This window comes from Kitasatospora sp. NPDC057015 (genome assembly GCF_042673745.1).
Lineage (GTDB): Bacteria > Actinomycetota > Actinomycetes > Streptomycetales > Streptomycetaceae > Kitasatospora.
Genome location: NZ_JBHUSG010000038.1, coordinates 12324 through 31576, shown reverse-complemented (window position 1 = coordinate 31576; position 19253 = coordinate 12324). Strand labels below are relative to the sequence as shown.

Annotated in this window: 22 protein-coding genes and 1 pseudogene; 14 read left to right on the top strand and 9 right to left on the bottom strand. The window is 72.9% G+C overall.

Features of this window, described 5'->3' with window-relative positions; translation table 11 throughout:
• The first annotated feature begins 3 nt into the window (after positions 1-3).
• The 3 genes from ccsB to ACFTWP_RS28955 all read left to right on the top strand — a co-directional run bounded on the left by ccsB (position 4) and on the right by ACFTWP_RS28955 (position 3166).
• Positions 4-1146, top strand: coding sequence for a c-type cytochrome biogenesis protein CcsB (ccsB, locus tag ACFTWP_RS28965; RefSeq protein ID WP_380267858.1), 1143 nt, complete (start codon positions 4-6; stop codon positions 1144-1146).
• 481 nt (positions 1147-1627) lie between these two features.
• Positions 1628-2032, top strand: a complete 405-nt coding sequence (locus ACFTWP_RS28960; RefSeq protein WP_380267857.1) for a hypothetical protein — start codon at positions 1628-1630, stop codon at positions 2030-2032.
• A gap of 51 nt (positions 2033-2083) precedes the next feature.
• Positions 2084-3166 (top strand): NAD-dependent epimerase/dehydratase family protein, encoded by a 1083-nt coding sequence (locus ACFTWP_RS28955; RefSeq protein ID WP_380267855.1) that lies wholly within the window; start codon positions 2084-2086, stop codon positions 3164-3166.
• A 73-nt stretch (positions 3167-3239) separates the two neighbouring features.
• Here ACFTWP_RS28955 and ACFTWP_RS28950 read toward each other — a convergent pair whose 3' ends face one another.
• Positions 3240-4277, bottom strand: coding sequence for a ScbA/BarX family gamma-butyrolactone biosynthesis protein (locus ACFTWP_RS28950; protein ID WP_380267854.1), 1038 nt, complete (start codon positions 4275-4277; stop codon positions 3240-3242).
• A 285-nt stretch (positions 4278-4562) separates the two neighbouring features.
• Between ACFTWP_RS28950 and ACFTWP_RS28945 the strand changes: the two are divergent.
• Positions 4563-4757, top strand: a pseudogene (locus ACFTWP_RS28945) (TetR family transcriptional regulator); the annotation flags it as partial.
• 680 nt (positions 4758-5437) lie between these two features.
• Here the strand turns inward: ACFTWP_RS28945 and ACFTWP_RS28940 are convergent.
• The 4 genes from ACFTWP_RS28940 to ACFTWP_RS28925 form a co-directional block, all read right to left on the bottom strand.
• On the bottom strand, positions 5438-6208 hold the full coding sequence (locus ACFTWP_RS28940; protein WP_380267853.1) for a ScbR family autoregulator-binding transcription factor: 771 nt from the start codon (positions 6206-6208) through the stop codon (positions 5438-5440).
• A gap of 367 nt (positions 6209-6575) precedes the next feature.
• Positions 6576-6785 (bottom strand): acyl-CoA carboxylase subunit epsilon, encoded by a 210-nt coding sequence (locus ACFTWP_RS28935; RefSeq protein ID WP_380267852.1) that lies wholly within the window; start codon positions 6783-6785, stop codon positions 6576-6578.
• Positions 6786-6918: 133 nt separating this feature from the next.
• The gene (locus tag ACFTWP_RS28930; protein WP_380267851.1) at positions 6919-8520 is read right to left on the bottom strand and encodes an acyl-CoA carboxylase subunit beta; all 1602 of its coding nucleotides are present in this window, start codon (positions 8518-8520) and stop codon (positions 6919-6921) included.
• Positions 8521-8962: 442 nt separating this feature from the next.
• Complete coding sequence (locus ACFTWP_RS28925) at positions 8963-9382, bottom strand: PLD nuclease N-terminal domain-containing protein (RefSeq protein WP_380267924.1); 420 nt, start codon at positions 9380-9382, stop codon at positions 8963-8965.
• A 73-nt stretch (positions 9383-9455) separates the two neighbouring features.
• Here ACFTWP_RS28925 and ACFTWP_RS28920 point away from each other — a divergent pair, with 73 nt between their 5' ends.
• Positions 9456-10913, top strand: coding sequence for a menaquinone biosynthesis decarboxylase (locus ACFTWP_RS28920; RefSeq protein WP_380267850.1), 1458 nt, complete (start codon positions 9456-9458; stop codon positions 10911-10913).
• Entirely contained in the window at positions 10910-11818 is a 909-nt protein-coding gene (gene mqnP / locus ACFTWP_RS28915) for a menaquinone biosynthesis prenyltransferase MqnP (RefSeq protein ID WP_380267849.1), read from the top strand. The genes ACFTWP_RS28920 and mqnP overlap by 4 nt, the downstream gene beginning before the upstream one ends.
• A gap of 24 nt (positions 11819-11842) precedes the next feature.
• On the opposite strand, the gene ACFTWP_RS28910 is transcribed toward mqnP, so the two are convergent.
• Together ACFTWP_RS28910 and ACFTWP_RS28905 are read right to left on the bottom strand one after the other, a co-directional pair.
• Positions 11843-12124: a hypothetical protein gene (locus tag ACFTWP_RS28910; protein ID WP_380267848.1), complete on the bottom strand. Its 282-nt coding sequence runs from the start codon at positions 12122-12124 to the stop codon at positions 11843-11845.
• The gene (locus ACFTWP_RS28905) at positions 12124-12366 is read right to left on the bottom strand and encodes a hypothetical protein (RefSeq protein ID WP_380267847.1); all 243 of its coding nucleotides are present in this window, start codon (positions 12364-12366) and stop codon (positions 12124-12126) included. The genes ACFTWP_RS28910 and ACFTWP_RS28905 overlap by 1 nt, the downstream gene beginning before the upstream one ends.
• Positions 12367-12483: 117 nt before the next feature.
• Here ACFTWP_RS28905 and ACFTWP_RS28900 point away from each other — a divergent pair, with 117 nt between their 5' ends.
• From ACFTWP_RS28900 to ACFTWP_RS28885, 4 genes are all read left to right on the top strand, one after another.
• Entirely contained in the window at positions 12484-12618 is a 135-nt protein-coding gene (locus tag ACFTWP_RS28900; protein ID WP_380267846.1) for a hypothetical protein, read from the top strand.
• Between the two features lie 9 nt (positions 12619-12627).
• Entirely contained in the window at positions 12628-13320 is a 693-nt protein-coding gene (locus ACFTWP_RS28895) for a DUF5753 domain-containing protein (RefSeq protein WP_380267845.1), read from the top strand.
• Positions 13307-13501: a DUF397 domain-containing protein gene (locus ACFTWP_RS28890; RefSeq protein ID WP_380267844.1), complete on the top strand. Its 195-nt coding sequence runs from the start codon at positions 13307-13309 to the stop codon at positions 13499-13501. Before ACFTWP_RS28895 ends, ACFTWP_RS28890 begins: the two co-directional genes overlap by 14 nt.
• A 159-nt stretch (positions 13502-13660) precedes the next feature.
• Positions 13661-14047, top strand: a complete 387-nt coding sequence (locus ACFTWP_RS28885; RefSeq protein ID WP_380267843.1) for a VOC family protein — start codon at positions 13661-13663, stop codon at positions 14045-14047.
• Positions 14048-14110: 63 nt separating this feature from the next.
• Here the strand turns inward: ACFTWP_RS28885 and ACFTWP_RS28880 are convergent, their stop codons facing one another.
• Both ACFTWP_RS28880 and ACFTWP_RS28875 read right to left on the bottom strand, forming a co-directional pair.
• The gene (locus ACFTWP_RS28880) at positions 14111-14827 is read right to left on the bottom strand and encodes an MOSC domain-containing protein (RefSeq protein ID WP_380267842.1); all 717 of its coding nucleotides are present in this window, start codon (positions 14825-14827) and stop codon (positions 14111-14113) included.
• 147 nt (positions 14828-14974) lie between these two features.
• Positions 14975-15721, bottom strand: coding sequence for a cyclase family protein (locus tag ACFTWP_RS28875; RefSeq protein WP_380267840.1), 747 nt, complete (start codon positions 15719-15721; stop codon positions 14975-14977).
• Positions 15722-15788: 67 nt separating this feature from the next.
• Here ACFTWP_RS28875 and ACFTWP_RS28870 point away from each other — a divergent pair, with 67 nt between their 5' ends.
• From ACFTWP_RS28870 to mqnE, 4 genes are all read left to right on the top strand, one after another.
• A complete protein-coding gene (locus ACFTWP_RS28870; protein ID WP_380267839.1) occupies positions 15789-16475 on the top strand; it encodes a UbiX family flavin prenyltransferase in 687 nt (228 codons plus the stop codon).
• A gap of 119 nt (positions 16476-16594) precedes the next feature.
• Positions 16595-17056, top strand: coding sequence for an Lrp/AsnC family transcriptional regulator (locus ACFTWP_RS28865; protein ID WP_073924403.1), 462 nt, complete (start codon positions 16595-16597; stop codon positions 17054-17056).
• 5 nt (positions 17057-17061) lie between these two features.
• Positions 17062-18030, top strand: a complete 969-nt coding sequence (locus tag ACFTWP_RS28860; protein ID WP_380267838.1) for a threonine/serine dehydratase — start codon at positions 17062-17064, stop codon at positions 18028-18030.
• A 47-nt stretch (positions 18031-18077) separates the two neighbouring features.
• Positions 18078-19241 (top strand): aminofutalosine synthase MqnE, encoded by a 1164-nt coding sequence (mqnE, locus tag ACFTWP_RS28855; protein ID WP_380267837.1) that lies wholly within the window; start codon positions 18078-18080, stop codon positions 19239-19241.
• Positions 19242-19253: the final 12 nt, after the last annotated feature.

The following is a 19253-nucleotide window of genomic DNA, read 5'->3' as shown; positions in this document are numbered from 1 at the left end:
ACGGTGCATCTCGCCTCGGCGGTCGACCCCAGCCTGGCCGACCTCTCCAACAAGCTCATCTACTCGGCCATGGCCGTGTACCTCTTCGGCATGTTCGCCTACATGGTCGAGTGGACCTTCGGCAGCAAGGGCGCGGTCGCCGTCCGCTCCTCCGAGCAGTCCAGCCTGGCCGAGACGGTGGCCGCGGCCGCCGCCCCGAAGGCGGCCAAGGCGGCCAGGAAGGTCACCGTCACGGTGGCCGCGGCCGGCGGCGGCACCACCACGCTGACCCGCACCGCGCTGGCCGGTGAGGGCGCCACGGTCGTCACCAGCGGCCGCGGCGAGGGCGAGGAGGCCGACGGCCCCGGCGCCGCCGGCGGCAGCGAGAAGGCCGACCTGGCCGGGCGGATCGCGATCTCCCTCACCGTCCTCGGCGCGCTGCTGCACGCGGGCGGGGTGGTCACCCGCGGCCTGTCGGTGACCCGCTGGCCGTGGGGCAACATGTACGAGTTCTCGTGCGCCTTCGCGCTCACCATGGTGCTCGCCTTCCTCGCCCTGCTGGCCGCCAAGAAGCAGACCCGCTGGCTGGGCCTGCCGGTGATGCTGGCCGCCCTGCTCACCCTGGGCGTCGCCACCACGGTGCTCTACACCGACTCCGAGCAGCTCGTGCCGGCGCTGCACTCGTACTGGCTCGCCATCCACGTCTCCACCGCGATCATCTGCGGCGGCGCGTTCTACGCGGCCTTCATCACCACCGCGCTGTACCTCGGCAAGGACTCCTACGACAAGCGGATCGCGGCCGGTCTGACCACCGGCCCGCTGCGCACCTCGGCGTCCGTCTGGCAGCGGCTGCCCGCCGCGTCCACCCTGGACAAGCTGTCGTACCGGATCAACGCCCTGGTCTTCCCGCTCTGGACCTTCACCATCATCGCGGGGGCGATCTGGGCCGAGGCCGCCTGGGGCAAGTACTGGGAGTGGGACCCGAAGGAGACCTGGTCCTTCATCACCTGGGTCGCCTACGCCTGCTACCTGCACGCCCGGGCCACCGCCGGCTGGAAGGGACGCAAGGCGGCCTACCTGGCGCTGGCGGCCTTCGCCTGCTGGCTCTTCAACTACTACGGCGTCAACATCTTCGTCACGGGCAAGCACTCGTACGCAGGCGTCTGACGCCCGCCCGCCCACGGCCCGGCGCTCCGCGGCTGGTCGGGGCCGCGGTCGACGGCCCGCCCGGGGGCGGCACCGCGTACGGGAACGGCGAGTTGATCGGCTCGGCACTGCTGCCGCCGGCCCTGCTCGGCACCTTCGGTGTGCGGTACGCCGTGGTCACCCGCCGCAACGACGGCCGACTCGCCGCCTACCGCCCGGCGGTGTACGTCCCGGCCGGCGCGTTGCGGCCGGACCTCCCCGCGTCGGGGGCGATACCGCCGGAGAGGTTCCCGGTGGTCGTCGTCACCCTGGCCGAGCAGGCGTACGGCGGTTCGCCGCCGACGACCGCCGATGCGGCGGGCGGGGCCCCGGCCCGAACGCCTGAGAGGGCGTCGGCGACCGGCCCGGCACCCGGGGGCGGTGTCCGGATTTATGACAGTTTGTGGCAGGGTATGTGGCAGGCATCAGGGCCTGGCACGGAAGCGTCGAGGAGGACCGCGCAATGGAGTGCGACGAGGTCATGGTGACCGTCCGAATCACCGCCGCCGAGCGAACGCTGCTCCGCCGGCTCGCACAGGGGCACCACAGCGATCTGTCCGAGGTGGTGGCGGACGGCCTGCTGGACGTCATCCCCACCCTCCAGAGCCCGGCGGACGCCTACCGCCTGCTCGCCGCGCTGGCCGTGCCCGCGCCCTGCGCCCTGACGGTCTGGCTGCCGGCCCCGCTGGCGGACCTGCTCGTCCCCGGTGCGGCCAGGATCGCTCAGGTGACAGGTGTACGGATCGGCTCGGCCAGTGCGATGCTCGGGGGCGCCGTACGGCTCTGGCTGACCCAGGACCCGAACCGGCTGGCCGCCAACCTCAGTGTGATGCACGCGGGCCGTCCGCTCGCCCTGGCCGCGGCCTGACGGACCGTTCCCGCCCGGGGCCCGGCCGTCGAGAGCGAGAGGCGTACGGCGATGGGAAGCACCGCGCGGACCGTCCTGCTGACCGGAGGGGCCGGCTTCGCCGGCGGCTGGACGGTCGGTGAGATCCACCGGGCCCTGCACCGGGAGTACGCCGCGGGCGGCCCGGCGCCCGTGCTGCGGGTGCTGACCCACCGGCGTCCGGTGCCGACCCCGTCGGGCCCGGACGCCGCGCCGCGGCTGGAACCCGCCGACGGCGACCTGACCGATCCCGCCTCCCTGCGCGGCCTCTGCGAGGGCGTGGACACCGTGGTGCACCTCGCGGCGCGGGTCGGCGAGGACGAGGAGCAGGCGCGCGCGGTCAACGTCGAGGGCACCCGCAACCTGCTCGCCGAGGCGCGGCGCGCGGGCGTCGACCGGATCCTCCAGCTGGGCACCGCGGCCGTCTACCGCGACGGCGCCCACAGCGGCGCGGCCGAGGGGGAGTTGGTGACCGGGCCGGTCTCCGTCACCAGCCGCAGCCGGCTCGCGGGGGAGGAGCTGGTGCTCGCGGCGGGCGGGACGGTGCTGCGGCCGCACCTGGTCTACGGCGAGGGGGACCTCTGGTTCGTCCCCGCGCTCGCGCAGCTGATGCGCCGGCTCCCGCACTGGGTGGAGGGCGGCCGGGCGAGGATCTCGCTGGTCTCCGTCGACGACCTGGCCCGCGTCGTGGCCGCCCTCGCGGTGCGCCCGGGGCCGGACCTGCGTGCCTCGGTGGGCCGCGGGCGTCGGCCGGGCGCGGAGGCCGGCCGGCAGGCCTGGCCGGCGCCGCCCGCGGGCCGGGTGCTGCACGCGAGCCACCCCGTGCCGGTCACCGCGCGCGATCTGGTCACCCGGGTGGCCGCGGCGCTGGAACTCCCGCTGCCCGAAGGGGACGTGGACCTGGCGGGGGCGGTGGCCCTGATGGGCGGCCCGGCCCCGGTCTGGGAGCGCAGGATCTCGCTGCTGGGCGTCGACCACTGGTACGACAGCTCCAGACTCTGGGCACTGGCGGGCTGCGAGCCCGGCCCGGGCTTCGCCGCGCGGTTCGCCGACCACGCGTCCTGGTACCGCTCGGCGCTCGGCGGCGGCCCGGCCCCCGCCGGTCGCCCGCGCTGACGCCGGGCCGTACCGGGTCGCCTCGCACCCCGGGGCCGGACCGGCCCGGCGGCGACCGGGGCCGCCCGGTGGCTCAGGAGGCGATCTGCAGGCCCTCGCAGGTCTCGTGGAAGGCCGGGGGGCTCTCCAGGAACGCGGGCGGGTCGAGCCGGGCCGGTGCGGGCGCCAGCGGCTCGGTCACCAGCCGGCAGTCGGCGGCCGTGCGGCCGTCCTGTTCCAGCGTGACCCGGACGGGCACCCGGCGCTTGTCCACGCCCGGCTCCAGCCAGGCCCGCACCAGGCAGGGCTGGTCCAGCTCTATGTAGCGGTCGAAGCTGGTGACCACCTCGACGGGGACCACGGGCTCGGGGTGGCGCAGCCGCTGGGCCGCCTGGCGGGCGGCCTCCAGGACGAGCATCCCGGGCACGTGGTCGACCGGGTGGTCGAACAGCACCGGGTGGCGGGAGTCGGTGCGCAGCAGCCAGCTGCCGGGCTGGCGGGCCGGGGTGAGCACCACGTCGGCGGCGTTCTCGCGGCCGACCAGGGCGGGGGTGGTGGGGGTGCCGGGCAGCAGCGCGGCCGGGTAGAGGCCGTCGCGGCCGCGCAGCCGCCGGTAGGTCTGCGGCGGGATCACCGAGACCTGGCCGGAGCCGTGGCCGACCGGCTGCCCGTCGCGCTCGGCCTCGATCTCGACCCGCAGGGAGAGCAGCCGGCGGTGCCGCATCCGGACGTCCTGGCAGCTCACCCGGAGCATCAGCGAGGCGGGCCGCGTGCCTATCGCGAGGCGGTCCAGGTCCACCGTGTAGGACAGGTCGTCCATCGCGAAGTGGTGGCCCTGCGGTACGCCGAAGCCCACGTGGGAGACCAGCAGGCCGGCCTGGCGGATGGTCTCGGCCATCAGCACCGGGTCGTGCCGGTCGTCCCCGGGCAGCCGGTAGAAGCCGTGCGTGCGGGGCCACTGGGCGCCCAGCAGGAAGTCGTAGGGGCCGGCGGTCTGCCAGCCGGTGATGAACACCTCGGAGACCGTGGCGCGGTGCACGAGGTGTCGGGACACCGTCCGCTCGTGGAAGTCGTAGCCGGCGCTGGGCTGGGGGTACGCCTCGTCCTCGCCCAGTTCTGCGATCAGCGGCATTCCTTGCCCCACTCCCGGGAGTTGGTCGACGGAGCCGCGAGCGGGCGGCCACCGAGAAACATACAGACCACCCGGTTTCTCCTGCTGGCCGGGGGCCGTCCGGGCATGGGACAACTGTGGTGCGGTGTCGACCGGCAGCGCAAGGCCCGGCCTTGACCGCCCGCTGCACGAAGACTACTGCGGACGGGTTAGATTAGAAACCAACCATGCGGTTTAGATCGTCTTTCTGCTTGTCCGGGGGACACCACCGGTCGGGGGTGGTGTGTCGGGGCGGCGGGGGCGGCTGTGCCGCGCCCGGCCGAGAGGGAGGGGATCCCAGTGGTCAAGCAGGAGCGTGCGGGGCGTACCAGGCAGGCCGTCCTGCTCGCGGCGGCGAACATGTTCGCGGACGCGGGTTTCGAATCGGCGAGCCTGGTCGACATCAGCCGCCGCGCCGGGGTCAGCAAGGGGGCCCTGTACTTCCACTTCGTGTCCAAGCAGGCGCTGGCCGACGGTGTGTGCGCGGCCGCCCGCCGGGTGGTCGCCACGGCGGTGCTGCGGGCCCGCCGCAGCGAGGGGCCGGCCGTCCAGGCGCTGCTCGACCTCTCCCACGAACTCGCCAGGCTGCTGCGCGAGGACGTCGTGGTCCGGGCCGGCGTGCTGCTGGGCCAGGGCATCCAGGGCGCCAAGCAGGAGCCGCTGCCCGTCGCACCGCTGATCACCGCGGGCCAGGGCGTCCCGGCTCAGGGTTTCGCGGGCCAGGCCTTCGCGGGTCAGGGCTTCGCGGGCCAGGGCATCCCGGCCCAGGGTTTCGCCGGCCAGGCCTTCGCCGGCCAGGGTGTCGCGCACCAGGACACCGCGGACCGGGACGCCGTTGAGGGCCGGGACACCGCCGCAGGCCGGGACGCCGCCGCCGGGGGCGGCACGGGGGGCACCGCGGGCCCGGGCGGTGCCTGGCGGGGCTGGACGGCCGTGGTGCGCCGGCAGCTACTGCTGGCCGAGGCCGCGGGCGAACTGCGCCCGGGGACCGGAGTCGACGAGGCGGCCGAACTGCTGACCGCGCTCGCGGCCGGTCTGGTGCTGCTCTCCTGGGGGGACTACGCGGTGCTCCGCCCGGAGGCGGTGGGCAGCGCCCTGGCCGCGGCGCTGCCGGCCCTGGTCCCGGAGGAGCGGCGGGCGGACTACCGGACGGCGGCGCCCGGAGCCGTCCCCACGGCCGTGGGGACGGTGGTCGGCGTCTTCCCGGCCGGCGGTTCCGCCGCCCGGACGGCGGCGCCGTGCTCCGGGGTGGTGTGCGCCTGCGGGTTCGGCTCGGAGTTCGAGCCCTGCTCGGCCGCCTCGGCCTGAGGCGGCTGGACGGCCAGCCGGGCCAGCGCGTGCGGCTGGACCAGCCCGGGGAGCACCAGCGTCCACAGGTCGGTCATCCGCTTGATCAGGTCCCGCCGGTCGGTCAGCACCTGCGAGGTCAGCTGGATCCCGGTGACCGCGCCGACGATCACGTCGGCCGCGCCCCCGATGTCCAGTCCGGGGTGCAGCTCGCCCTTCTCCATCGCGTTCTGGAGCAGCAGGTGGGCGGCGTCGGACCAGCCGCGGTAGGCCATGGTCTGGGGCTGGGTGAAGGTGCCGTGCTCGATGGTGAGTCTGATGCTGCCGCGGACCAGCGGGTCCTGCTGCAGGGCCTCGGCGAACGCGTACCCGAGGTCGATCAGGGTCTGGACGGGGCTGTCGGAGGTCGGCTGCCAGGAGGCGAGCCAGGTGGACTGCTCCTCGATCACGGCCCGCGCCAGGTCCTCCTTGGAGCCGAAGTGGAAGTACAGCGCGCCCTTGGTGACGGCGGCCTGCTCCAGGATCTCGGACATGGTGGCGCCCGCGTAGCCCCGCTTGTCGAACACGACGGCCGCGGCGCGGAGCACTGCCTGCCGGGTCGCCAGGGCACGGGCCTGCCGAGCCATCGGAGCCTCCTAGGGGTTTCGTGGGTCCTCGCCGGCGTCCGGTCGGAGGCGGCGGGCCCCGGGGGTTCTGGGGAGGATAGCCGCCAACCGCGCAGGTGGAAGTGTACAGACGGCCCAACTGCCGGTTCCTGGGCCGCGTTCGGCCGCGTTGCCCGGTGCGCTGCCGGGGCTTGGCCCCGGTGCTCGCGCCGGGCGGCTGCCGTCAGCCGCCACCGCGGGACTCCGTCGTCCCCCGGTCCTGGAAGAGTACGCGAACGGCCCCCGTGGCACCCGGAGTCCGGGGCCTTGGGGGCCGTTTCGAGCGATGTCGGCGGTGTCGCGGGTGCCGACGGTGTACGCGGCCGGGCCGGTGGGCCCGGCCGGCGGGTTACGCGGCCTGCTGCCAGCTGACGGGGGAGAAGTACGGCTGGCGCCGCTCCAGGCGCTGCCAGCCGGCCATCGGCTCGACCGGGGCGATCGCCGCGGCGGCCTGCTGGGCGGCGACCGCGCGGGCCATCAGCACGGCGGTGAGGGCGGCGAGCTCCTCGTCGTCGAGCGAGCCGCGGACGATGCGGACGAGAGGTTCGGAAGCGCTCATGGCCTTGGTTTCTCCCCCGGGCGTGGATCTGGACGGATGGTGGGTGTGCCTGCGCTCACTGCTGCGGGCCGCCGCTCGCCGCGGTGCGCGGCGGCGGCCCGTTCGGGCTCCCGCGGGAGCCCGCGGAGGTCCGCTACATCGGCGGGTTGCCGTGCTTGCGGCTCGGCAGGTCGGCGTGCTTGGTGCGGAGCATGGCGAGCGAGGAGGCGAGCACGGCGCGGGTCTCGGCCGGGTCGATGACGTCGTCCACGAGGCCGCGCTCGGCCGCGTAGTACGGGTGCATCAGCTCGCTCTTGTACTCCTTGATCTTCTGCGCCCGCATGGCCTCGGGGTCCTCGGCGCCGTTGATGTCGCGGCGGAAGATCACGTTGGCCGCGCCCTCGGCACCCATCACCGCGATCTCGTTGGTGGGCCAGGCGAAGGAGAGGTCGGCGCCGATGGAGCGGGAGTCCATCACGATGTACGCGCCGCCGTAGGCCTTGCGCAGGATCAGCTGGATCCGCGGGACGGTGGCGTTGCAGTACGCGTAGAGCAGCTTGGCGCCGTGCCGGATGATGCCGTCGTGCTCCTGGTCGACGCCGGGCAGGAAGCCGGGCACGTCGAGCATGGTGACCAGCGGGATGTTGAAGGCGTCGCACATCTGGACGAAGCGCGCGGCCTTCTCCGAGGCGTTGATGTCGAGCACGCCGGCCAGCGACTGCGGCTGGTTGGCGATGATGCCGGTGACGTGGCCGTCGATGCGGGCCAGCACGCAGAGCACGTTGGTGGCCCAGCGCTCGTGGATCTCCAGGAACTCGCCGTGGTCGACGATCTCCTCGATCACCTTGCGCATGTCGTACGGGCGGTTGCCGTCGGCCGGCACCAGTTCGAGCAGCGAGTCGTTGCGGCGGTCCACCGGGTCGTCGTTGACGGCCGCCGGGGGCATCTCGCGGTTGTTCTGCGGCAGCAGCGACAGGAGGTAGCGGACCTCCTCGATGCAGCTCTGCTCGTCGTCGTAGGCGAAGTGCGAGACGCCGGAGACGCCGGAGTGGACGTCGGCGCCGCCGAGGCCGTTCTGGCTGATCTTCTCGCCGGTGACGGCCTGGACCACGTCCGGGCCGGTGATGAACATCTGCGAGGTCTCGCGGACCATGAAGATGAAGTCGGTCAGCGCGGGGGAGTACGCCGCGCCGCCGGCGCACGGGCCGAGCATCACGCTGATCTGCGGGATGACGCCCGAGGCGCGGGTGTTGCGCTGGAAGATGCCGCCGTAGCCGGCCAGGGCGGTGACGCCCTCCTGGATCCGGGCGCCGGCGCCGTCGTTCAGCGAGATCAGCGGGGCGCCGGCCGAGATGGCCATGTCCATGATCTTGTGGATCTTCTGCGCGTGGGCCTCGCCCAGCGCGCCGCCGAAGATCCGGAAGTCGTGTGCGTAGGTGAACACGGTGCGCCCGTGCACGGTGCCCCAGCCGACGATGACGCCGTCGGTGTGCGGCTTCTTCGCCTCCAGGCCGAAGCCGGTGGCGCGGTGCCGGCGCAGCGGCTCCACCTCGTGGAAGGAGCCCTCGTCCAGGAGCAGGTCGATCCGCTCGCGCGCGGTCAGCTTGCCCTTGGCGTGCTGGGCCTCGGTGGCCTTCTCGCTCGGGCCGCTGCGGACCTTCTCGCGCAGTTCGTGCAGCTCGGCGACCCGTCCGCGGGCGTCGGAAGGGATCTCGGGGATCTCGTCACCGACCGGCGCCTCATGCACAACCGTCATCTCGAACCACTCCAAGGGTGAGGGAACTGTCCGACAGCCAACGTCTGCTGTGCCCCCGGCTGCGAATCACTTCTTCAGTTACCGACTCTACGAGGGGCGGCAGCTTGGTTTCGGCGTCGATTCCGTACAAGGTCGCGACCGAATAGATGTCAGTCCTGAACAGAAAGTGCCCGCGGCGGCCCCTGACCGGCCAAGATCGTGGCGGGTCGGCCGCGGCGCTCCGGCGGGGTCGGTCCGGTGATGTGAACATGCAGGTCAGGTGTGCCATCGAGGTGTGGTTCGCAGACGGTTCGGTGAACTCCCCGCTCCCTCCCGGGTGAACCGGGCATGTCGGGAGCCGCCTTTGTTGGGGTCGCGCAGTCGTAGGGATGCGCCAAAAAAGGGTTAGCCCACCCTGGCTGCCGCCGGGTGGGCTGTCCGAGGGAGTTCCGGGTCGTGGGGGTCAGCCCCGGCCCGCGGTGTCCGGGTCGTCCTTGCCCCGCAGGTCCTCCTCGCGGCGGCGCAGGTCGGCCTCCCACTGCTTGAGCATGTCCTCGTGCCGCTTGTTGTCCTTCTTCAGGGACGCCAGGAACTCGGGGTCGTCGTCCGGTGCGGTGCTGCGGCCGGTCCGGGGCCGCTCGTGCTCCGGGTAGCCCGCGGTGCCCGAGGGCCAGGGCGCCTGGCGGCGCTGCGCGCCGGCCCGCTGCTTGCCGGCGACCAGCCAGGCGATCGGGCCGAGCAGGACCTCGCCGAAGAGCAGGATGATGATCACCCAGACCACCTTCGGCAGGTGGCGGACCTCCTCCTCCGGCGTGGTGAGGCAGTCGATGAACGCCCAGATCCACAGGGCGAGCACGATCAGGAACGGAAGCATCCTCAGCACGGCGGTGATCTCCCCCGGAGACAGGTGGGCCCCTTGACCGGCCCAGGCTATCGGGTGGCGGATACTGACTGGCATGGCATACGACGATCTCCGCTCGTTTCTCCGGGCGCTGGAGCGAGAAGGCGACCTCAGGCGGATCAAGGCCGAGGTGGATCCCCATCTGGAGATCGGCGAGATCGTCGACCGGGTGCAGAAGGCCAAGGGCCCGGCGTTGCTCTTCGAGAACGTCAAGGGCGCCTCGATGCCGCTGGCGATGAACGTCTTCGGCACCGAGCGCCGGCTGGCCAAGTCGCTGGGCCTGAAGGGTCCGGAGGAGATCTCCGAGAAGATCGCCGGCCTGCTGAAGCCGGAGCTGCCGCAGGGCTTCACCGGGTTCCGGGACGCCTTCGGCAAGCTGGCCTCGATGGCGCACGTGCCGCCGAAGAACGTGAAGTCCGGCGACGCCCCGGTGCACGAGGTGGTGCTCACCGGCGACGACGTCAACCTGGACGACCTGCCGGCGCTGTTCACCTGGCCGCTGGACGGCGGCTCCTTCTTCAACCTCGGCCTGACCCACACCAAGGACCCGGACTCCGGCATCCGCAACCTCGGCCTGTACCGCCTGCAGCGGCACGACCGGCGGACCATCGGGATGCACTGGCAGATCCACAAGGACAGCCGCAACCACTACGCGGTGGCGGCCAAGCGCGGTGAGCGCCTGCCGGTCGCGATCGCCTTCGGCTGCCCGCCGGCCGTCACGTACGCGGCGACCGCCCCGCTGCCCGGGGACATCGACGAGTACCTGTTCGCGGGCTTCGTGGCCGGCGAGCGGGTGCGGATGGTCGACTGCAAGACGGTGCCGCTCCAGGTGCCCGCCGACGCGGAGGTCGTGCTGGAGGGCTGGCTGGAGCCCGGCGAGATGCTGCCGGAGGGCCCGTTCGGCGACCACACCGGCTTCTACACGCCGCAGGAGCCGTTCCCGGCGCTGACCATCGACTGCGTGACGATGCGCCGGCGGCCGATCCTGCAGTCGATCGTGGTGGGCCGCCCGCCGACCGAGGACGGCCCGCTGGGCAAGTTCACCGAGCGGTTCTTCCTGCCGCTGCTGAAGATCATCATCCCGGACATCGTGGACTACGACCTCCCCGAGGCCGGCGGCTTCCACAACTGCGTGATCGTCTCGATCGACAAGAAGTACCCCAAGCACGCCCAGAAGGTGATGCACGCGATCTGGGGCGCCCACATGATGTCGCTGACCAAGCTGATCATCGTGGTGGACGCCGACTGCGACGTGCACGACTACCAGGAGGTCGCCTGGCGGGCGCTCGGCAACACCGACTACAGCCGGGACCTCTCGGTCGTCGAGGGGCCGGTCGACCACCTGGACCACGCCTCCTACCAGCAGTTCTGGGGCGGCAAGGCCGGCATCGACGCCACCCGCAAGCTCCCCGAGGAGGGCTACACCCGCGACGGCGGCTGGCCCGAGATGGTCACCTCCGACCCGGAGACGGCCGCCCTGGTCACCAAGCGCTGGAAGGAGTACGGGCTGTGAGCGCCACCGCCGACCTCTTCGAGGCGCCGCCGCCGAACAAGGCCCGGGCCTTCCTGCGGCTGGTCATGATCGAGCACTCGGTGTTCGCGCTGCCCTTCGCCTACATCGCGGCCCTCACGGCGATGTTCCTCACCGACGAGCGGGTGCACTGGGGCACGCTGCTGATCGTCACCGTCTGCATGGTCGGCCTGCGGACCTTCGCGATGGCCGCGAACCGGATCATCGACCGCGAGATCGACGCCCGCAACCCGCGCACCGCCGGCCGCGAACTCGTCACCGGCGCCGTCTCGATGCGCACCGCGTACACCGGCTCGGCCATCGCCCTGGTGGTGTTCCTCGGCGCGGCCGCCCTGCTCAACCCGCTCTGCCTGGCGCTCGCCCCGATCGCCGTGGTGCCGATGGTGGTCTACCCGTACGGCAAGCGGTTCACCGACTTCCCGCACGCGATCCTGGGCCTGGCCCAGGCGATGGGGCCGATCGGCGCCTGGCTGGCCGTCACCGGCAGCTGGTCCTGGGACGCGGTGGTGCTCGGTCTGGCGGTCGGCATCTGGATCGGCGGCTTCGACCTGATCTTCGGCTGCCAGGACGTCGCCGCCGACCGCGCCGAGGGCGTACGGTCCGTGCCGGCCCGGTTCGGCATCGCCGGCGCCCTGTACGGCGCCCGTGCCTGCCACGTCCTGACGGTGCTGCTGCTCGGCTGGTACGCCGTCCTGACCGACGCCGGCCCGGCCTTCTGGGTGGGCCTGCTGGTGGTGGTCTGCGCGTTCGTCTACGAGCACTCCATCGTCAAGCCCGGCGACCTCTCGCGCCTCAACCGGGCCTTCTTCACCACCAACGGCTTCGTCGGGGTCTCGCTCTTCGTCTTCGCCCTGCTGGACCTGGTCATCCGGGGGCTGGGCGTCTGACCGCCCCGCCCCCGGCGCCCGGACTCAGGCGTCGATCTCGCACCACAGACCGGTACGGCTCGAATGGCCGTACCGGTCCGCCGCGTTGAGCACCGGCAGCGCCGCCGCCTGCGCACCCCGGTCGGCCGGCGTAGCGACGGCCAGCCGGTAGCCGGTCGCCGTCCTGCTGAGCCGGACGTCGGCCCTGGTGGCGGCCGTCAGCAGCAGGCTCAGCCCCCGGGCCCGGACCAGGCCCGGGGCGGCGAGGCCGGTGAGGATCGCCAGGTCCGCCAGCAGCGCGGCCGTACGCCGGTGCCCGGAGCGCATCAGCCCGCCTGCCTCTGCTGCCGGGCCGACTCCCGCTCCGGCTCCGGTTCCGGCTCCCCGGCGGTGGCCGGGCCGACGTGTTCGGGCAGTGCCGTCCACTCGCAGCCCCCGCCCTGGGGCCGCAGGTAGTGCTCACCAGCGATGGTGTCCATGTGGACGCCCACGCCGCCGGTCCGGTGGTCCCGGACCAACTCGCCCACCCGGGGCGTGAACGCCGTACGCCCGCCTGCCCGTGCTCCCATGCGCTTCTCCTCGATCCGACTCGATGTCACTTTCCGTGCTCCAAGCGTTGCGCTCGGGAACTAGCCTGGCGAGTAGTCGAGGCCCGACAAACGCCTTGCTGGACACGGACGGTGCGCATGCCCAAGCCCAAGGACCTGGACCCGGCCGAGTCGCCGAGGTCGTTCTACGGAACCGAACTGCGCCGGCTCCGCGAGGCGGCCGGCCTCTCTCAACAGCGCCTGGGTGAGCTGGTGTTCCTGTCCGGCGGCTAAATCGGCCAGATGGAGGCGGCCACGCGCAAGCCGCAGAAGGATCTCTCCCGGCGGTTCGACGAAGTCCTCAACACCGGGGGGCACTTCGCGCGGCTGTTCCCGATCGCGACCAGCCCGCGCATCGCGGGGTTCTTCACAGCAGCCAAGGAGCTGCAGACGCTCGCGCGGACCATCGGCGAGTACTCGCCGACCCTGGTCCCCGGGCTTCTGCAGACGCCCGGTTACGCCCGGGCGGTCTTCGCCGCGGCCCGCCGGTTCAGCTCCGCGGAGGAGATCGAGACCTGGGTCGTGGCGCGGATGGCCCGGGCGGAGATCTTCGCCCGCCCCCAGGCGCTGAAGTACTGGGCGGTGATCGACGAAGCGGTCCTCCGCCGCCCGGTCGGCGGCGCCGCCGCGATGCGCGAGCAGTTGGCCCATCTCGCCGGCATGATCCGCTCCCGGAAGGCCGTCGTCCAGGTGCTGCCGTTCTCCGCCGGCGCTCATGCCCTGCTGGAGGGCTCGGTCTGCCTGATGACCTTCGAGGACGCTCCGCCGACCGTCTATCTCGAAGGCCCCCATGTCGGTCAACTGCTCGATGATCCGCAGATGGTGGGCGACGTCATGCTGTCCTACGATCTCGTACGGGCTGACGCGTTGTCGCAGGAGGCGTCCCTCACTCTGATCGAATCGGCGGCGGAGGAGTACGCGCATGAGCAGGGCTGAGCAGTGGCGCAGGAGCAGCTTCAGCGGCGGCAGCGGCGGTAACTGCATCGAGGTGGACGACGCCCGCCCCGGCACCGTGCGTGACTCCAAGGACCCCGACGGCCCGCGCCTGGCCTTCTCGGCCGAGTCGTGGCAGGGGTTCGTGACGGCCGCAGCAGGGGGCTTGCTGGAAGGGGCCTGAACCGCGGCCCCGCCGCCGTCCTCGATGGGCGCCGGGGTGGGCGGGCGCCGGGGCCGGCCGGTCCGGGCGGCGACGGCGAGGCACCGGTTTCGGGGCGCGGCGAGGTGGTACGCGTAGGTGTCGTACCTGTCCGCCGTCCTTCCGGAGGAGTCAGCCCGCATGATCGGCAAGCTGCAGTGCATCGTCCTGGACTGCCACTACCCGGCCGCCCTGGCCCGCTTCTACGCGGCGCTGCTCGGCGGCGAGGTGGACCGGCCCGATCCGCGCTGGTCGCTGGACGAGGACTGGTCCACCCTGCACACCGACGGCGGGCTGGTGGTGGCCTTCCAGCGGGTGCAGGACTTCCACCCGCCGCAGTGGCCGGACCCGGCGCACCCGCAGCAGATCCACCTGGACATCGACGTCGAGGACATCGAGGCCGCCGAGCGCGAGGTGGTCGCCCACGGCGCGGCGCCGCTGAAGGCGTACCAGGGCTGGCGGGTCTACGCGGACCCGGCGGGGCACCCGTTCTGCCTGATCGACGGGTCGGCCGGCGCGTCCGCCTGACCGGGCCGCCAAATCGGGGCGCCTGACCGGGCCGCCTGACCGGGGACGGGCCGGCGGCGGGGCTCAGGCCAGGGCCAGGCTGTCGCCGACCCGGAGCCGCCCGGGTCGGCGGACCTCGGCGAGGGCGTCCAGGTGCCCGTCGTGGAAGGCGAAGAGCGCCTTGAGGATCTCGGGGGCGTGCGGCAGGCCGGGTTGCGGGGCGCCGGTCATGACGCAGCGTTCGCTGGAGCGCAGGAAGGCCAGCCGGGGGCCGGCGCGGCCGGTGACGGCGGCGTCCCGGCCGAGCCAGTCGTCCTCGACGAAGGGCGGGGTGCCCGGCGGGGTGCGCAGCAGGATGTTGGGCCGGAAGCGGCGCTCGTCGACGACGGTGCAGGGCGCGGCCTCCCGGACCCAGTCCAGGGTGGCGGTGGTGAGCACGCTCACCGGCAGCTGGTCGAAGTGCGAGACGGCGTCCTCGCGGGCGAGTTCGACGTCGTCGAGCTGGAGGAAGGCCCGCAGGAAGGCGTCCGGGTCGGCGACCGGGCGGCCGAGCGGGTCGAGGAGTTCGGGGCCGTCGATGCGGTGGCCGAGCCGGGAGCCGAGCCGCAGCAGGCCGTCCATCCGGCGAAAGCGCCGGGTGTTCTTGCCCGAGCCGAGCTTGCCCGCGCCGTCGCGTACGGCGTAGAGCCGGTCGCCGGCCAGTCCGCGCTCGTCCACCTGGACGGAGTCGAGCCGCTCGCCACCGGTGGATTTCACGGGGTAGCGCCAGAGTTGCTCGACAACTCCGATGATCTCTGCCATGGCGGGCAGCCTATCCGCGCGCCCGCATGATGGTCTAGACCAAGTTCCGTGCCGGCTCCGATCGTTCGGGCCGGGCGCCGGGCCCGGCCCGGGCCGACGGCCGGCCCCGGGGCCCGTGACCTGCGAGGGGCTCTCGGACGGTCGGTCTCAGCCGACCCGCGCCACCGCCCGGACCGGAGCGCCGTCGGCGGCGACCAGCCGCAGCGGGAAGAACGAGACCTCCACCGGCACCCCCGCGGCCTGGGCCGCCAGCAGCGGGGTGAGGTCGGTGAGGTTCTCCGCGATCACCGCACCGCCCTCGGCGCCGAGCAGCACCCGGTGCGCGGCCAGGCCGCCCTCCTCGGCGGGGAGGGCGCTGTCGTGCTCGTCGGCGAGGTCGGCGAGCAGCGCGGCCACCGCCGGGTCGGCCGGCCCGGCGTCGGGCGTCCGGTCGATGCTGAGGGCGTCCACGCCGAGCGTCCGGACGCCGGCCGCGACCACGGCCTCGGCGGCCTCGGGCGTCAGGTAGGGGTGGGCGAGGTAGTGGTCGGTGCCCCAGTACCGGGGCCAGCCGGTGGCCAGCAGCAGGACGGCCCCGGGGGTGACCAGCGCCAGCGCGTCCGCGAGCAGGCCGGGGGTGACGGCGGTGCGCGGCTCCAGACCGCGCAGGTCGGCGAGCACGGCGGGGCCGGTGAACAGGTCGAGCGGCAGCCCGTCCAGGGTCGGCCAGGTGACGTCCACGTGGTACGGCGCGTCCACGTGGGTGCCGGACTGCGAGCCCAGGTGCAGCCCGAGCACGTTGACCCCGGCGGTGGCGGTGGTCAGGGCCGCCCGCAGCTCCACCTCCGGGTCGCCCGGGTACACGGGCATGCCGGTGGTGAGCGGATGGGTGAGGTCGATCAGCGTCGGCGCCATGGCCCCATCCTCCCGCGCCCGGCGGGCCCGGCGGATCCAAACCGGTGCTGCGTATAGAAATGAGGTCATGAGCGCAGCGAAGTCAGCAGACGGTACGGCGGTCCGGCGGCCGTGGGTGGTCGGGGTCTCGGGAGCGTCGGGCACGCCGTACGCGGCGTCTGTGGTCCGGGGGCTGCTGGCCGCCGGGGAGGCGGTGGACCTCGTGGTCAGCCGGGCCGCCCGGCTGACCATCCTGGACGAGACCGGGATCTCCTTCCGGGACGCCCACTGGCGGCAGGACCTGGCCCGCTGGCTGGGCTCGGACGAGGGCCTGGACGACGTCCGGTACTGGGCCGCCGGGGACTTCGCGGCCGGCCCCTCCAGCGGCTCCTACCCGGCGAAGGGCATGCTCGTCGTCCCCGCGACCACCGGGGCGGTGGCGGGCATCGCCCTCGGGCTGAGCAAGGACCTGCTCCAGCGGGTCGCCTCGGTCACCCTCAAGGAGCGCCGCCCGCTGGTGGTCTGCGTCCGCGAGACGCCGCTCAACGGGGTGACGCTGAAGCACCTGGTGGAGTTGGACGCGCAGGGCGCCGTGGTGCTGCCCGCCTCGCCGGGCTTCTACGCGGGCGGCTCCACGGTGCGCGAACTGGTCGACTTCGTGGCCGGACGGGTGCTGGACGCGGCGGGCGTGGAGCACGGGCTGTACCGCCGCTGGGAGGGCGAGTTGGGGGCGGCCGCCGCCCGGGCCGGCCGGGCGGCCGACACGGTGGAGTGAGCGGGCCTCGGCCGGGAGAGTATGTTCTTTGCGATATCCGGGTTGGTCTGCCCATGGCACCTTTGATTCCGGATAATGATCTGTGGGTCTGGTGAGGTTCGGAAGGACGCGGACGGTATATGGACACGGTGGACAGACAGCTCATCCAGGCGCTGCGGGAGAACGGCCGCGCGTCCTATGCCGAGCTGGGCCGGCTGGTCGGCCTGTCCGGCCCGAGCGTGACGGACCGGATCAACCGACTGGAGCAGGCGGGCGTCATCACCGGGTACCGCGCGACGGTCAACCCGGCCTCGCTCGGCTTCGGCGTCACGGCCCTGATCGGCCTTCAACTCACCGACGCGGCCGACCACGAGGACGTCGCCCACCGGCTCAAGGAGCTGGGCGAGGTCGAGGACTGCTGGTTCATCGCCGGCGACGACTCGTACATGCTCAAGGTCAGGGTCTCCAACGTGGAGGGCCTGGAGTCGGTGGTGAAGCGACTGTCCGGGACGAAGGGCGTCGCCCGCACCCGGACGACCGTGGTGCTCTCCACCAAGTGGGAGAACCGGGTCAGCGAACTCCCCCTGGACGAGACGGAGTAGGACAGATGACGCTGGTCGGCCTGGAGGAACTGCGCGCGGCGCAGCAGCGGATCGAGGGCGTGGCGGTCCGCACACCGCTGCTCCCCTGCCCGTGGGCGGAGGAGGGCGCCCGCAGGCTCTGGCTGAAGCCGGAGAGCCTCCAGCCGACCGGGGCGTTCAAGATCCGCGGCGCGTACAACCGGCTGGCCGCGCTGACCGACGCCGAGCGCAGCCGCGGGGTGGTCGCCCAGTCCAGCGGCAACCACGCGCAGGCGGTCGCCTACGCGGCCCGGCTGCTCGGCCTCAAGGCCGTCATCGTGATGCCGGACACCTCGCCGGCCGTGAAGGTCGAGAGCACCCGCTCGTTCGGCGCCGAGGTGATCCTGGTCGCGCCGGAGGACCGCGACACGCTGCCCGCGGAGCTCGCCGAGCGGCACGGCTACGTCTGGGTGCCGCCCTACGACGACCCGTGGATCATCGCCGGCCAGGGCACCGTCGGCCTGGAGATCGGCGAGGACGCCCCGGACGAGCTGGACACCGTGCTGGTGCCGGTCAGCGGCGGCGGCCTGATCTCCGGCACCGCGGCGGCCCTCAAGCTGAGCTGCCCGGGCGTGCGGGTGATCGGCGTGGAGCCGGAGCTCGCCGCGGACGCGCAGGAGAGCCTGCGCAGCGGCCGGCGCACCGCCTGGCCGGTGGCGGACACCTACCGCACCCTCGCGGACGGGCTGCGCACCCCCTCGGTGGGGGAGCTGCCCTTCCTGCACCTGCAGGCCTACGTGGACGACATCGTGACCGTCTCCGAGGCGGAGATCCGCGACACCGTCGCCCTGCTGGCCCGCCGCGGCCGGCTGGTCGCGGAGCCGTCCGGCGCGGTGGCCCCGGCGGCCTACTTCCACCGGGCGGCCGAACTCGGGGGCCGGGTGTTCGCCGCCGTGGTCAGCGGCGGCAACATCGACCCCGGGCTGCTTGCGGATCTGCTGGCAACCGGGGCGTAGGCTCGTTCCGGTCATCGAAACGAATGTGCAGGGAGGCGGTCCACCGCATGGACGCAGGGCTGAAGCGCGAGCTGGAGGCGAAGGTCTACGCGGGCGAGCGGCTGACCCGCGAGGACGGGATCGCGCTCTACGCGAGCGACGACCTGGCCTGGCTGGGCGGTCTCGCCCACCACGTCCGGACGCAGAAGAACGGCGACGTCGTCCACTTCAACGTCAACCGCCACCTCAACATGACCAACGTCTGCTCCGCCTCCTGCGCGTACTGCTCGTTCCAGCGCAAGCCGGGCGAGAAGGACGCGTACACGATGCGCATCGAGGAGGCCGTGCGCCTCGCCAAGGCGATGGAGGTCGACTCCCTCACCGAGCTGCACATCGTCAACGGCCTGCACCCGACGCTGCCGTGGCGCTACTACCCGCGCAGCCTGCGCGAGCTGAAGGCGGCGCTGCCGAACGTCTCGCTGAAGGCCTTCACCGCGACCGAGATCCACTGGTTCGAGAAGATCAGCGGCCTGTCCGCCGACGAGATCCTGGACGAGCTGATCGACGCCGGCCTGGAGTCGCTGACCGGCGGCGGCGCGGAGATCTTCGACTGGGAGGTCCGCCAGCACATCGTCGACCACGCCACCCACTGGGAGGACTGGTCGCGGATCCACCGCCTGGCGCACAGCAAGGGCCTCAAGACCCCCTCGACCATGCTCTACGGCCACATCGAGGAGCCCCGCCACCGGGTCGACCACGTGCTGCGGCTGCGCGAGCTGCAGGACGAGACCGGCGGCTTCCAGGTCTTCATCCCGCTGCGCTACCAGCACGACTTCCACGACTCCAAGGACGGCGTCGTGCGCAACAAGCTGATGGCCCGTACGGAGATGGCGACCGGCGCCGAGGCGCTGAAGACCTTCGCGGTCTCCCGGCTGCTGTTCGACAACGTCCCGCACGTGAAGGTGTTCTGGGTGATGCACGGCGTCACCACCGCGCAGCTGGCGCTCAGCCACGGCGCCGACGACATGGACGGCTCGGTCGTCGAGTACAAGATCACCCACGACGCGGACAACTTCGGCACCCCGAACAAGCTCGGCCGCGACGACCTGCTCGGCCTGATCCGGGACGCCGGCTTCCGCCCGGTGGAGCGCAACACGCGGTACGAGATCATCCGCGAGTACGAGGGCCCGGACTTCCAGCGGCGTGAGACGCCGCAGGCGATGCGCCTCTGACCAGCGCACTTC